At 35.9% G+C, this 14,147-nt stretch carries 13 protein-coding genes; 12 read left to right on the top strand and 1 reads right to left on the bottom strand.

Going from position 1 to position 14,147, the window contains the following annotated elements; all coding sequences use genetic code 11:
• Nucleotides 1-141 precede the first annotated feature (141 nt).
• Complete coding sequence (locus tag IPJ86_14890; GenBank protein ID MBK7888509.1) at nt 142-483, bottom strand: hypothetical protein; 342 nt, start codon at nt 481-483, stop codon at nt 142-144.
• An 880-nt stretch (nt 484-1,363) separates the two neighbouring features.
• Between IPJ86_14890 and IPJ86_14895 the strand changes: the two genes are divergently transcribed.
• From IPJ86_14895 to IPJ86_14950, 12 genes are all read left to right on the top strand, one after another.
• On the top strand, nt 1,364-3,112 hold the full coding sequence (locus IPJ86_14895; protein MBK7888510.1) for a hypothetical protein: 1,749 nt from the start codon (nt 1,364-1,366) through the stop codon (nt 3,110-3,112).
• 287 nt (nt 3,113-3,399) lie between these two features.
• Nucleotides 3,400-4,095, top strand: coding sequence for a hypothetical protein (locus IPJ86_14900; protein MBK7888511.1), 696 nt, complete (start codon nt 3,400-3,402; stop codon nt 4,093-4,095).
• Nucleotides 4,096-4,557: 462 nt separating this feature from the next.
• Entirely contained in the window at nt 4,558-5,067 is a 510-nt protein-coding gene (locus IPJ86_14905) for a hypothetical protein (GenBank protein ID MBK7888512.1), read from the top strand.
• 54 nt (nt 5,068-5,121) lie between these two features.
• Nucleotides 5,122-6,327, top strand: coding sequence for a DUF4407 domain-containing protein (locus IPJ86_14910; protein ID MBK7888513.1), 1,206 nt, complete (start codon nt 5,122-5,124; stop codon nt 6,325-6,327).
• Nucleotides 6,317-7,276, top strand: coding sequence for a DUF4407 domain-containing protein (locus tag IPJ86_14915; protein ID MBK7888514.1), 960 nt, complete (start codon nt 6,317-6,319; stop codon nt 7,274-7,276). Before IPJ86_14910 ends, IPJ86_14915 begins: the two co-directional genes overlap by 11 nt.
• Nucleotides 7,269-8,903, top strand: coding sequence for a hypothetical protein (locus IPJ86_14920; GenBank protein MBK7888515.1), 1,635 nt, complete (start codon nt 7,269-7,271; stop codon nt 8,901-8,903). Before IPJ86_14915 ends, IPJ86_14920 begins: the two co-directional genes overlap by 8 nt.
• The gene (locus IPJ86_14925) at nt 8,900-9,403 is read left to right on the top strand and encodes a hypothetical protein (protein MBK7888516.1); all 504 of its coding nucleotides are present in this window, start codon (nt 8,900-8,902) and stop codon (nt 9,401-9,403) included. The genes IPJ86_14920 and IPJ86_14925 overlap by 4 nt, the downstream gene beginning before the upstream one ends.
• A gap of 154 nt (nt 9,404-9,557) precedes the next feature.
• Nucleotides 9,558-10,049, top strand: coding sequence for a DnaJ domain-containing protein (locus tag IPJ86_14930; protein ID MBK7888517.1), 492 nt, complete (start codon nt 9,558-9,560; stop codon nt 10,047-10,049).
• Between the two features lie 5 nt (nt 10,050-10,054).
• Nucleotides 10,055-10,780, top strand: a complete 726-nt coding sequence (locus tag IPJ86_14935; GenBank protein ID MBK7888518.1) for an SH3 domain-containing protein — start codon at nt 10,055-10,057, stop codon at nt 10,778-10,780.
• Nucleotides 10,781-11,762: 982 nt separating this feature from the next.
• Nucleotides 11,763-11,993 (top strand): hypothetical protein, encoded by a 231-nt coding sequence (locus tag IPJ86_14940; protein MBK7888519.1) that lies wholly within the window; start codon nt 11,763-11,765, stop codon nt 11,991-11,993.
• A 5-nt stretch (nt 11,994-11,998) separates the two neighbouring features.
• Complete coding sequence (locus IPJ86_14945) at nt 11,999-12,748, top strand: hypothetical protein (GenBank protein ID MBK7888520.1); 750 nt, start codon at nt 11,999-12,001, stop codon at nt 12,746-12,748.
• 34 nt (nt 12,749-12,782) lie between these two features.
• Nucleotides 12,783-14,132 carry an SPFH domain-containing protein gene (locus IPJ86_14950; protein MBK7888521.1) on the top strand — a complete coding sequence of 450 codons (1,350 nt, stop codon included), beginning with the start codon at nt 12,783-12,785 and terminating at the stop codon, nt 14,130-14,132.
• Nucleotides 14,133-14,147: the final 15 nt, after the last annotated feature.

The following is a 14,147-nucleotide window of genomic DNA, read 5'->3' on the forward strand; positions in this document are numbered from 1 at the left end:
TCAGGGGAAATTCGCTGCTGTCAAAATTCTTCGCAATCACTTCCAAAGACGGTACCTTAATGTGGTAGTGTAGGAATAGGATTTATGTAGTCTTTCATTTAGACACATTAAATACGCCTGCTTTTCCAACTTCATATGCTATCAACGATCATTATGCCATGATAATAAATACATTGCTGTTAATTTATTATTCTCTGGCAACTCCAACATTTGACATTTACCTCCATTTTCTGTCTTTTGTTTGATTTCAAGAATAGCAGCCTGACGCATCGCGATACGGAAAGCCTCCTCGGCGGCGGTGAAATCGGCAAGGTGGTGGAGATAAATGCTTCCCAACATCGCCTGCGCCTTCCCTTGCTCCGGATAGCGGGCGATGATCACCTGCAACTCAGCCCCACCTTCCCTTGCTCCAAGAGCTGCTGAATGACGAGTAACTGCGTTGCGATATTGTCTGACATTGATTAACGATCCCTTCGGACCCACTTCCTCTCCTGCAAAAATGCGGTGTTCTCACTCCATATCCCCTCAGAAGGTGGCGAAAATAGATGAATTTCGGGTAAGAAGGGCAGGGGGGAGGGTGAAAGGGGTGGGGGGAGAGGGTTTGAGGGGAGAATAGGAGAGATGTGGGAGAAGTTGGAGTGTGTGAGGGGAGGAGATTTTGGAGGGGAGGAAGGTGTGAGAAGATTTGTGCAGGGAGTGAAATATAAGACTTTGATTAGCATATTTATACGCAACAAGATGTAAATTTAGGTGAGTTTCCGATTTTTTAAAGAAGTGGGGAGAATTGTATTTCAAATAATTTAATATATTTGGTAAGACGATTCATGGTTTAGTGAACTATTTAGAGTACATAAGTTATTAAATATATCAGTTTATTGTTTCGAGATCTTTAGTCATGTAAAATATAAATCCTGATTCTAAGTGATAGAGCATTTAGGTTGTTGTTATGCAAAAACAGTGCGACAATAAGTTGCGAGTCGAAAAGCTTGTCGCATTACTTCAATAGAATATAACTAGCGCTAATACTAATACTGCCCAATTAGGAGAGTGTTGGAGTTAATTTTAAGGCTGCGAGTTACGCAAAAAAGAGACCGTTAGCAGCAACCAAGTATTTAAGAAGAAATATTAAATCAACTAAGATGAAAAATTATTTACATAAAAAATTAAAATGTATTTTGATTTTACTGCTTTTTACGACCACTACTTTTGCACAATACGATGAAGTATGGGAACAAGCATTTCCAAGTGATTCGATTTCCAACAACTCGAATGGAGCACGTAGCATTAAAAAGATGCTGCCGGAAATATTTATGTTACTGCTAGATCTTACTATGCTCCTATTAACAATCACTCTGTTTTTGTAATGAAATACGATAGCAACGGGGTTTACCAATGGAAAACAAATTTTTACCATCCGAGTAGTCATACAGGTCCTTACAATGTATTTCAGGTGGACCCCTTTGGCAATTCTTACATGATCTGTAAGGGAGTCGGATCTAATAATACCTATTACCTTATTAAGGTTGATCCTAATGGTGTTATTAGTTGGCACATATCACAAACTGCGTACCAGTACACGTGCATTGCATTAGATCCTAATTACAATATTATTATTGGGAGTAATAATTATATCATGCCTCCCGGCAATGATTGGATTTATAACACTAACCATAGTGTAATAACAAAAGTGGCCAATAATGGAGTTACCATGTGGGAGAAATTCGATCATCAGCTTTTTTACTTTCCTTATTCCTTTTACAGCAGTAACATCAGTGATATTGCCACTGATAATAATGGAAATATTTATACTGTTGGTAATGAAACTGTAGGCTATCAAAATACGGGTTATCAATCATGGTCTCCTCTATCAAGAAAATTTACCATGAAATGTGATGGTAATGGGGTCTTTTTATGGAATCAATTTGATCCCTTAAATGGTACGATTAACGCTGATCAAGCACGAAGAATTATTGTTGCAAACAATTTGATTTATGTTGCAGCAAGTAATAGTAGTAATAGTAATGGAGTATCGGTACATTCTTACGATTTGGCAGGTAACCAACAATGGATTGTATCTTCACTTGTCGGCTCATTTGAAGAAATGGTGGCGGATGGTTCTGGAAATATTTATGTGGCCAGGAGCTTTTATATTGCAAAAATTTCTTCTGGCGGAACTATACTTTGGAACAACCCAGTTAATCCCAATATCTCCAGTGAAACATTGCACTATCAAGGTCAACATTGTATAGCGCTGAGTGATGGAGGGCAGCTTTTTGCAGCAACTTATAATGCAGGATATCATATTAATAAGTACAATGCTTTAAATGGTCAGTTAGAATTAGCTATTAATAATCCACTTGGTTCCGGCAGTCAAAGTTACTCCAAATTGTTAGGAGGGAGCTTTGCAAGTTTTTATTTTTTCTTTATGAACTATCCTTCACAAGTTATTACCGAGAAATATATGCCCTGCACCACAGCAACACCGTTTGTTATTATTGAGGCACTGGCAGGTACAACTATTTGCAATTCTGATAGTATAAAATTAAAAGCAATTCCAGTTTTAGGTGGGCTGCATCCAACTTACAACTGGTACAAAACCTATTATTCAATGGGCATACCTTATTTCGGCTATTTTGCCACAGGCGAAACCATAAAGTATCCTGCTTCATTTTTTACTAATAATGACACCATTCAATGCCGCATGTTTAGCAGTTACGGTTGTTCTTCTTTTGCACCAAATATCCCTGCCATGGATAGTGCGGTAGTAAAAAAGGTTTCCTATTGTTCCATTACTGTTAATTTAAATACAATCATCGAGGGCTATTATATTGGTAATGGGTTAATGAGGGCAGTAATTGACCCCCTCAATCATCCCCTTTTTTGTGACAGTATTGTTCTTGCTCTCGCAGATACCTCGGTCGGGTATGAAATAAAATACAATTCAAAAGCGATTTTAAATACCGATGGCACATCAACGTTTACATTTCCTCTTGGTGTATTAGGTAAATCATATTATTTAGTCATTCGTCATCGTAACTCCATAGAAACATGGAGCAAGTATCCTGTACTATTCACTAGCGAAACATTATCCGCCGATTTTGTTTCTCCATAGAAAGAAAAAATATGTTTCCTTTAATGGCAGGTGCTATCAACTAAGATTACGTTGTTGAGAGCACGAACTATTAAACCACTGTTGCTCGGAAGTCCGAAAGACCATTTTATGGGAAATGAATAGGGTTATGATTGTTCAATCCGATTTAAAGGACAGAGAATTCAAAGGAAAATTAGTATTAAAAGCACTTAATTACTCTTGTGATTTTCAAATAGAATAAATTTTATCGTAGTTGTGTTGTAAAGCAAAGAAGCTTTTAAAAGAGTTATTGCAAACTAAACCAACTCATGAACCCACCCACCGAAAACGACAAACTCACCTACCGCCGTATCCGCTCTGCAATAGGTATATTGGGAATGGGCTTGCCGGTAGTTCTTTTGATTTTGCCTCTGATTCCTTTCTTTGAAACAAAAGTTCAAAATTCAATAAGTCATTATTACTATACGAACTTCCGGGAGTTGTTTACAGGAGTTTTGTGCGCGGTGGGATTATTTTTAATACGGTACAAGGGCCATAAAAACCCGGTGTTTTGGAAGAATGATAGTCTGCTCACCAATATAGCCGGAGGTATGGCATTTGGTATTGCATTATTCCCTACCGATCCCGATGATTGTCTGCAAAAGATTTATACGATTATACCGGTATGTCATCCCTACCTTGGTACAATACACTATGTTTTCGCCGGGATGTTCTTTGTGGTTTTAGCCATAGTTTCCATCAAGGTATTTACGATAGGACAAGAGGAAAATGTAGATATTCCCGTAAGTATGATTAATGAAAATAGGATCTACAAAATCTGTGGGTTCCTGATGCTGTTCTTCATTCTTCTTGTTCCAATACTGGCGTACACCGGGCTTCCCTATACCACACTTATTTGTGAGGCCCTAGCCTTATTTTCCTTTGGTACTTCCTGGCTGATAAAGGGCCGGGCATTAGGTGATAAAGGGAAGATGGGGGAGAAGATTTATAGGGAGAGGAATTGAATTTGATTTAAGACTATTCCGGATTCCGATAATTTGATTCCGTCACCAGTGAGAAGACCATAGATTCCGGTGAAAGGACCGGTATGGAGCTTGACTTACTGGTGTATATGTACCACTTAATTAGATATGGCTTGATTGAAAATAGTGAATCAGGCAAGGTTTTAAATTATTAATACTTTGATAAACAGTTGTTTGCAAATTCCTTTTGGATAGTCTTTCAATTGCCGCTGCTTTATTTTAAGAATTGGGTTGGCAATTTTTGTTTGTCAGAAAATTTTATATTTTTGAAAGGACGATTCATTGTTTAGTAGAACTATTTAGAGTACATAAGTTACTTAGTATTTTAGTTTATTGTTTCGAAATCTTTAGTTAAAAAAATCAAGTACTCTTCTATTTGTAAGACCAATTGCAAAACTTTATGCAACATCAGGGCAATAGCAACTTTCAGTTAGGAATGATTCAATGAAAAGGAAAGCATCAATACAAATTAATAGAGCATACAAAAACTTAGGCTTACAAGTCCATTGCTTTATTTTGCTATTGAAAAACTTGTTACTTATTAGGATGTTACGAGTAAAAGATGTTTCACTTTTAGATAGCATTGTAATTGAAGGAAACGAAGCAACATTGTTTTGGCGAGTTATAGGCTGTCATAGAATTAAAATTGAAGGAATTGGATCAGTAAAAGGCAACGCAAGTGGAATCAAATTCAGAATGCAAGATATTGACAAATCTATTCAGGTTTGCTTTTATGGAATAGCAAGAAGAAGAACAGTAAGCCTTTCGTTTAATGGATCAAAGGTTAGTTTGCGGAATAAATTTTATTCAGATTCGGGTTTGCAAAAGAAACTAGGAAGTAAATATTCAAGAACACTCTTGAAAGTCAATTTTCATTATCAAGACTGGAAACCAATTTTGATAACATCTCTTGTGAATTTGATTTATTTGACCAAGACAAATATGAACCTCTAAATACTAAACAATGACAAAAGAGACTTTTACACTACGCCAAAATCAACTCCACTAATGAGATTCCTTTGGAGTGCATCGGGAGGCGACCGATTCATTTTGGAGCGGGCTACATACTCTGACCAAATCAAGTATATGTGTTTAGGTGGAATCATTGCGGCTACCGGTCTGATGGCCGGTATTGCAGGAGGTTATGCTTTCTACACAATCTTTGAACCACGAGGATCGGCAATTGAAAGTGTTTTTAGTCCAACCGTTGCATTAATCTCAATTGTATTCGGATGCATTTGGGGGCTAATGATTTTTAATCTTGACCGCTTCATTGTTTCAAGCACTGGTAAAGGAGACGGAACTGAAGCTATTACAATGGAAGAATTCAAAGGAGCAATTCCAAGAATCCTTATGGGGGCAATAATTGCACTTACCATTTCAAAACCTGTTGAAATACGTATGTTCAAAACGGAGATTGATGTGGAACTTCATAAGGCTCAAATGGAAAAGCAAAGAGAATATCTGTCACAAATAGATTCTATATATATGGGCAGAATAGAGAGTGAAAAGGAGAAAATTGAAACATGGGAAATTGAAATTCAAAATAAGGAAAAACACTATGTTGAACTTGAGAAGTTATTTACTGATGAAATGGCTGGAAAACATGGCGGAGATCCAGGGGTAGGTAGTCAAGCAAGAGAGATTCAATCACAGATGCTACGCCTTGACAATGAAATTTCATTGGTAAAACAAAATAACGAACCTTTGATAAGAGAAGGATATGAAAACTTAAGAAAGTTTGAATCTAAGAAACAAAGAGAAATTGAAAATGGAGAAGTTGTTGCAGCAGGACTTGATGGACTTCTAGAACGAATTAAACTCTGTCATCATATTGCAGGTTTTTGGATTTCTCTTTTCATCACCTTGCTTTTTATGGCTATTGAGTTGACACCAATTTTCTTTAAGCTGATGTTAGTAAAATCGCCTTACGATTTCTTGAAAGACAACGTTGAGGAGATGATGAAAGCTGAACAAGGAATACACATTGAATACAATTATCACAAAGACAAGGAAGGACAGGAAAGAGATTTGATTACACATTTGAATAAAGAGAAATTGATAGTTGAGAAGAAGGAACTTTATGATGTCCAGAAAAGATTAACGCAATACGCTATTTCAAAATACGAGGAGGAAATGAAAAGGAAAATCGATGCAGATCCCAATGAATTTATAAAAAGTCAGAACAACGCAACCTTAGAAAATGAATCTTAGAAAATTTCTTTGTACATTGTCGGGAGATGATTATAGTATTATTAGCCAATGCGATAATGCGCAACAAAATCGCTTTGCAGCAATTGGCGGGTTTGTTTTTTGCATTTTTGTTTTATGCTTCTTAAGTAGTTATATCACTTTCACGATGTTGTTTCAAAATTATTATATTGGAGTTCTAGCATCAATTTTCTTTTCCTGGATGATTACCAATATTTATTTATTATTGCTTTATACATTAACGAAAAATGTTTTGCCACATTTAAGAAACGACAAAGCACGGGTTTATTCAGCGGGAGTAAGATTAGGTTTTATTTGCTTTCTTGCAATAGTTGTTTCAAAACCATTAGAATCTTGGCTTTATTCAGATCAATTGGATATCGAAATTTCTATTTATAAGCAAGCAAAAATTAAGAAGTACACAAAAATCACTTCTGATTATTTTGAACAAGAAACCGAGCAGCTTAAACTCATTATAGATAGGCAGACGAAACTATATGGCAGTAGTCCTACCGGTAAAGTTGACCTATACGTGAAACTTCTTGAAAAGAAGGAAGATCAAAGACAAGAATTAATTGCCCGAATGGAAAATCTGGTTGAGCATTCCAACTTCTACATTAGAAGTATAATTATGCTCAATACAAAGCATCCTTCTTGTTGGTTGTTTACTTTTGTAAGTATTATAATTTTTATGATCCCTGCTTATCTAAAGAATTTTTTAGGCGAACAAAGTTCTTATTACGATTTAAAAAGGAGAATTGAAATAACGCTGATTCAGCAGGAATATGCTACGTTCAAAAGCCATTACAACAGGATATTACAGTCACTCCATAGTACGAACAAAACATTTAGTGAGTGTTATATTGATGCACCTTTCAATACAATCCGTAAGAAGGACGGTCGACAATTCTTAAAAGAAGATGATTTAATTTCCGAGTTGTATAATGACTGAATATGTAACAATACAAAGGCAAATTGAGCGTAGGACTTACCTAAAAGGTATGTTTAAAGGAAAATTTGTTGGCTATCTTGATTACGTAAAGTCTGATATCAAACACGAAAATTTTTATGACCTTGAAGTTTTAAGCGGAGAAATAAGTACAAGTAGATCAAATTTTAAAATTTGGAGAGAAGGGGACGAGTTTGAAGAATATATTGGAGTTGAAAAGTTTCTAACTAAACTTCCTGATTCATTACCATGCGAAGTTTTATATCCGGATGGAAATATTAAGCATTTTCAAGTAAATTTAAATGAACCGAAACTTAGTAACTATACACTTACAAATCAGCATTATGACGGCAGTAAAATCTATGGTGATATTGTAGGAGAAATTTCGGGATACTTAAAACACTATGACATTGAAGATCATGAAATAGAGGTTAACGATAAAGAAGAGCCAGATGTTAAATTAATTTCCATTAAAGTTAAAACTGATAAGCAGACAGGAAAGACCGAAGCAAAGGGAGAATACAAGCGATGGGAATATTATTATGCCGATAAGTCAACCTATTGGGGAGATTGGACACATCAAGGCAGAACAGATACCGGTTTATCTTTTTGGAGCATCATTTTAGGTTTATTGCAGTTTGCCTTGTTTTTGTTGTTTCTAATCCCAATTATTGTCGCAGGTTGGCAAATTATTTTACCACTGCTTATAATAGGAGGAGCTTTCTATTTGTTTTCAGTTCTACAATCACTTTTACCTTTTATTTGGAAAGGGTTGATTCGTTTATTCAGTTATGCTTTAGTGTTTTCTTTTGTTTTTGGAATCATTTCACTTTTCCGAGATCCTATCAATACAAATGTAAAGAAAGAATTATCAATTGATTCCGCAGATGAAATTCAAACACAAATAAGAGACGAAGAAAATATTACTGACAGCATTATTTCACATCATAGAGTTTGGGAGGATTACAACAACAATATTTACAGTGGCGATATTGAAGTTAGAGTTTCACACTTAAAAAGTGCAAGTATTTTTAGAAACAATCTTTCTTTTCCTGTTCAGGAACCTTCACAATATAATTACCTTGTTTCAAGAATTACCGAATTTGATAAAGGCAAGTTGTCTAGAATCTACAATATGTTTGATTCTCTCAAAATGAGCAACGCAATGACTGAACTTGAGTTTGCGCAAGTTATTACGTGTTGTATTCAGGACATACCGTATACTTTAATTTTAGACAACGCATGCGATTCAAGAAAATACAATGATGATTTTATTCGCAACTACTTAACTGAAGGAGGAAAATGTGAGGGCTATATAAAGTTCGGGCTTCTTTCACCGATCGAGTTTATGGGAAGTTTAAATGGTGATTGCGACACAAGAACTTTATTACTCTTTACTATTTTGAATCATTATAACTTTGATGTAGCAATGTTAGGAAGTGAATTATATAGACACTCCGTAATTGCAATTAACTTACCCTTTACCGGATTGTCAAAAACAATAAATGGAAAGCAATATGTAATTTGGGAAACAACAGAAAAAGGGATTCGACCGGGAGTTTTACCAAGAGAAATATCAGATATGCGTTTCTGGAATGTTAACTTAATTTCAAACAATCAATCAATATGACACTAAACATCATTATTCTTGTAGCAGTTATAATTAGTGGTATGCTTACTGTTTTCCTTCTCAATTCGATTGTGAATGCAAGAATGAAGGGAAAAATTGCAGACAACGAGCACCCAATTGCAGGTGACATTTTGAAAGGAATTTTGTTTCTATGTGGAGGTTTGATCTTAAGTGAAGTTGTAATTTCTTTCCAGACAATAACAAAGGTTTTGCCTTCAAGTTTTACCGGAAACGACTTGCTCTTAAAGGATGTAATGTATTACAGCATTTTCTTTGGAATTGTATTATTGATATTGATAGCGAACATATGGCTTTCAGCAATCATGTTTAGTATAACTTCCAAAGGGAGAAGCATTTTCATGGAGACAGCCAACAATAATCTTAACGCCGTAATTATTTTTAGCGGAATTGTTTTGGCGTTGACTCTTGCGGCCAAAGCAGGTCTAGCTCCATTGCTTGACCAATTTATTCCATATCCGACAATGCCAGTTTATCATTAATCTTCTGAAAAGTAAATATAAATTAACTAATACTTCTATGTCAAACAAATTGCTCCAATTTCGTCCATATGGATATATTTCGCGAAGTCATATTGTGTTGGTGTTGCAGAAATATAACGGTGTGATGAACCCTTTTGGACAGTTGTGATTTCAAATGAAAAATTATTACGAGATATTGCAAATTAAAAATTTCGCGACTAACGAAGAAATTAAGAAATCCTTTAGGATGCTTGCCATTAAATATCACCCTGACAAGAACAAAGGTCGAAAGGACTTTGAAGAAAAGTTTAAAGAAATTGCCAATGCCTATGAGGTTTTAACAGATTCAATTAAAAAAGGAGACTTTGATTTAAGATTGAGTCGACAAAACCTAAATAAAAAAGCAACAGAACCAACAACACGGACAAACTATTCCGAACCAAACCGACCAACATATACCGAGGGTAAAAAAGTTGAAAAAAAGGAAGAAGGATTTAAAAACTCAATATTTTGGATTGTCGCCATTGTCATATTTATTATTTACTTACTAAGCAACTCGAATTCTGACAACAAAACGACAACAGGAAACACTAAGGCTGATAAAGAACTTGAAAAAAGGGAAAACGCGAAAAAGCCAAAGACAGGAGAAATAGACTTTAAAAAATAAGTAATATGAAAATTTCAGTAACACTTATAGCAATATTAATGATGTGCTTCAAAGTTTCTGCACAAACCGAAAAATATACGGTAGTATCAGAAGTATTAAATGTAAGAAGCGGACCTGGAACTCAATTTCAAGTAGTTCACAAACTGACGGCAGGAGATGAAGTTGAAGTAGTCGAAAGAAATCAAACAGGTTGGTGGCAAATCCAGTATGTAGACATTTCTGGGTACGTTTCAGCTAAGTTCTTAAAGAGGGATCAATATGCAGACTGGGAAAAAAGAAATTATTCAAGTGGGACAACTCCAGACTGTGAAAATGTTACACCTGAGTATGACTACAATCTGGACAATCACCTGAAGATTCAGGTTGGCTCAAATACTGACGTGGTAGTGAAAATGATGCGAAAAACTGGTTATGGAGATAAGTGCATAAGAGTTGTATATGTAAACAGCGGTGACACATACTATATGAAGAACATTCCTGAAGGAGTTTATTATTTGAAAATAGCCTATGGAAAGGACTATAGACAGAGTATTATAGACGGCAAATGTTATATCAAATTTGTTAAAAGTGCACAATACGAAAAAGGAAAAGACATAATGGACTTTAACCTAATAGAAACTGCCCGAGGGACAAGTATACCATATTTCGAATTGTTTCTTGACGTAATTACAACTGCAAGAACAAATGAGTTTAAAAGTGGAGACATTTCAGAGGCAGAGTTTAACCGCTAAAAGTGGAGAATACGCGCAAAGAACCCCATTCATTCCGCATACAACAGGTCCACCCATTCATCGGCAAAGTGACCCGCCTATTCCGGGTCAAAGTGACCCACCTATTCTGCGGTAAAGTGACCCCCTATTCCACGGTAAAGTGACCCCCTATTCCATTCAGCTCCACTTCACCACTTTCAACCAATAATAACGCTTCCCCGGGGGTCAGTCGCGTAGTCTCCTTTAGACCGGAATCTCCGGATGATGAGCCGGCCGGGTTTTGTGAGTAGAGAAAATGAGGGCAGATGCGGTTTTGCCGGGAGGCGGGGAGTTTAGAAGCATCCGGTGGAGGGGTGATTTTTAAGAGATTGATTTACAGTTTTTGCTTTAAAAAATGATCATTTAGATTAGAATCTTTGGGCAAAGTTCTTTTTAAAGAAGGGGATTAAAGATAATTTTATAGTTTTGGTAGGACGATTCATTATTTGGTTGAATTATTTGGAGTAAATAAGTTATTAGGTATATCAGTTTATTGTAATGAGATCTTTAGTTAAAACGTAGTTCCCACTGCTATTTAAAAGAGAATTCCGGAATATTATAATACAACATCGAACCGGCAACATGCCTTGCAGTAGGATTGGCGTAAGTCTGCAATTACCGGAAAGCTGAGTCAAGGATATTGGGTTGTGGGAGTTGGGTGAAATTTGGGAGGAAGGTGGGTTGCACTAAAAAGAAGTTGTCAGCAACTCGACAGTTTCGATTGAAGGATACAACTAACTGAAAAAAATGACGGCAAAGCCGATTGGCCAACGCTTCGTAAAAATGAAAGAGCTACATTCTCTACTTATTTTAAAATTTGGTATGCAGCACCTTCATTTTTACCCCTCCGCGCCCGCCCGATTAAGTATTGCGCACTAAGGGTACTTTTAATGAGAATTTCTATATTTGCCTTCGACGTATGGAAGAAACATGTTTAAGGGCGTTAAAAAGTTTAAGCGCGAAATTGGGAAATCAAAAGAATGCATTGGAAAATGCAAACGCAGTTTTAGATTTAAAGGAAATTTTAGAACTATCGGAAAGTATTAAACATAGGTGCGCTAAGAAAAATAAAGAAATTCTTCCTTTGGCTGAAACGCTTGAATATTTTAAAAAAGATTTGAATGCCGAAATTCAAAAAAGACTGCAAGCAGCAATTGACAATGTTGATACGATTATAAAAAATAATGAAATATAGTTTTTATGAATCCTGAACTTGAAAAATTTATTGACTTGGCTCTTGCTACTGGAACACTTTCCGAAAAAGGAAAGCAAATACTTTACAAAAAAGCAAAGGAGCTTAATGTTGATATTGATGAATTAGAATTGGTATTAGAAGGTAAATTGCATCTCCGCCAAAAGGAAATGCAACAATCCTCTAATTTGGATGTTGCAACTTCAAGCCCGCCACCATTACCAATACAGCAACAATCAAATAAAGAGGGAAGTATTAAAAAATGTCCTTCTTGTGGTGCTTCAATGGGAGCATTCATTAGTAAGTGCAAAGAATGTGGACATGAGTTTAGAAATGTTGAAGCATCAAATTCAATTAAAGACTTGAATAAACAGCTTCAAGATGCTGCTGAAAAAGTGAGAGTCGAAAAGGAAAAGATGGTTGTTACATGGAAAAATGCTCACTTAAAGCATCCCGCTAATATTGACAAGGAAATATCTAATCTGCAAGTAAGCATTGTAACTTCTTTTCCTATTCTCAACACAAAGGAAGATATACTTGAATTTTTAGCTACAGCAGTACCCCAATCGAATATTGAAATAAGGAAGTTTGGACCATTTAATCAAATTTACCCAGGCGAAGAAGGAAAAGTAGCTTTGAAGAACGCATGGCGTTCCAAATGCGAGCAAATAATAATGAAGGCAAGGTTTCTTTTAAAAGACGACCCTAAAACGTTAGAGGATATTGAGCATTATGCAAAGCAATTGGGTATAAAATAATAACAGGAATATTATTAGCATAAAAAAAAATATCATGGGACTATTCAGCAGTAAAACCGAAGGCGGATTAATGGACGTAATCCGTTGTGATGAAGAAGAGTATTTAGTTTGGAAGTGGAGACCAAGCGGAGAAGCTAACTCAACTAAAAAGGAAAACTCAAGTCGTTGGGGAAGCAGTTTAAGAGTGAAAGATGGCGAAGTAGCCGCTTTTATTTATAAACAAAAAGATGGAACAATGCAAGATTTTATTGAAGGCCCTTATGACCAAACAATAAAAACTGCAAACTTTCCAATCTTAACAAGTTTGATAGGACTGTTTTGGGATGGTAAATCTCCGTTTCAGGCAGAAATATATTATATCAATCTCTCGGGGAATATCCAGATAAAATTTGGTATTCCATACTTTGATGTCTTTGACCCACGATTTCTGGATTTCGCTGTACCTACGGCAGCAAGAGGTTCTATAACATTTAATATTACTGATTACAAAGGTTTCGTCAAGCTACATCGCATGATAAACTTTGAAATGGAGGATTTCAAAAATCAAGTTAAAGATGCTGTATCAAAATACGTAAAAGGAATTATTACGAATGTCCCTGCTGCTAATGGAATGCCGGTTTTACAATTAGAAAGAAAAATTTTGGAAATAAATGATTTGGTTCAACCCAAAATTAAGGAAGCGTTAGAAAATAGTTTTGGAGTAAATCTAAAAAGATTTGATTTATCGGTTATTGAGGTTGATAAAGAAAGCGATGGCTATAAGGAACTGAGAAAAATAACAGCGGAACAACAAACTAAAACAATCGAGGCGCAAACAATTGTTGGGATAAAAAATTTAGAAGACACTCAACAAATAAATGCTGATAATGTTGCAGAAAGTTTACGAGTACAGAGAGAGGAAATGCAACGGAACCAGAAACTGCAAACAGAAACGCAACATCTCGATGCATTTAAAGTAAATGTACAAGGTGACGTTTTAAAAACTGCTGCTGAAAACTTAGGCACTATGGGTAATATGGACTTAGGTAGCGGAGGAGGTGGCGGTGGTGGTTTAAATCCTGCGGGCATGATGACGGGAATGATGGTTGGTGGTGCGATGGGTGGTCAAATGGCCGGAATGATGGGTAATATAATGAATCAGCAACCGAATCAACAAACTCCTCCGCCTGTGCCAACAATGGCTTATTTTGTTGCAGTAAACGGACAGCAAAGCGGGCCATATAATAAGGAACAATTACAGCAGTTAATTCAAAGCGGTCAATTGAAACAAGATTCGTTAGTTTGGAAACAAGGTATGCCAAGTTGGTTGGAAGCAAAACAAGTGCAAGAGTTAACAAATGTATTCAATGTAGTTCCTCCACCAATTCCGCCGCCATTACCTTAATAAAATCTAAATAAT

The organism is Bacteroidota bacterium, from assembly GCA_016713925.1.
Taxonomy (GTDB): domain Bacteria; phylum Bacteroidota; class Bacteroidia; order AKYH767-A; family OLB10; genus JAJTFW01.

Coding starts and splice junctions, on each gene's coding strand:
- IPJ86_14905 (MBK7888512.1), top strand. CDS start 4,558: ATGAAAAGGAAAGCATCAATACAAATTAATAGAGCATACAAAAACTTA.
- IPJ86_14935 (MBK7888518.1), top strand. CDS start 10,055: ATGAAAATTTCAGTAACACTTATAGCAATATTAATGATGTGCTTCAAA.
- IPJ86_14930 (MBK7888517.1), top strand. CDS start 9,558: ATGAAAAATTATTACGAGATATTGCAAATTAAAAATTTCGCGACTAAC.
- IPJ86_14920 (MBK7888515.1), top strand. CDS start 7,269: ATGACTGAATATGTAACAATACAAAGGCAAATTGAGCGTAGGACTTAC.
- IPJ86_14950 (MBK7888521.1), top strand. CDS start 12,783: ATGGGACTATTCAGCAGTAAAACCGAAGGCGGATTAATGGACGTAATC.
- IPJ86_14900 (MBK7888511.1), top strand. CDS start 3,400: ATGAACCCACCCACCGAAAACGACAAACTCACCTACCGCCGTATCCGC.
- IPJ86_14895 (MBK7888510.1), top strand. CDS start 1,364: ATGAAATACGATAGCAACGGGGTTTACCAATGGAAAACAAATTTTTAC.
- IPJ86_14925 (MBK7888516.1), top strand. CDS start 8,900: ATGACACTAAACATCATTATTCTTGTAGCAGTTATAATTAGTGGTATG.
- IPJ86_14945 (MBK7888520.1), top strand. CDS start 11,999: ATGAATCCTGAACTTGAAAAATTTATTGACTTGGCTCTTGCTACTGGA.
- IPJ86_14910 (MBK7888513.1), top strand. CDS start 5,122: ATGAGATTCCTTTGGAGTGCATCGGGAGGCGACCGATTCATTTTGGAG.
- IPJ86_14915 (MBK7888514.1), top strand. CDS start 6,317: ATGAATCTTAGAAAATTTCTTTGTACATTGTCGGGAGATGATTATAGT.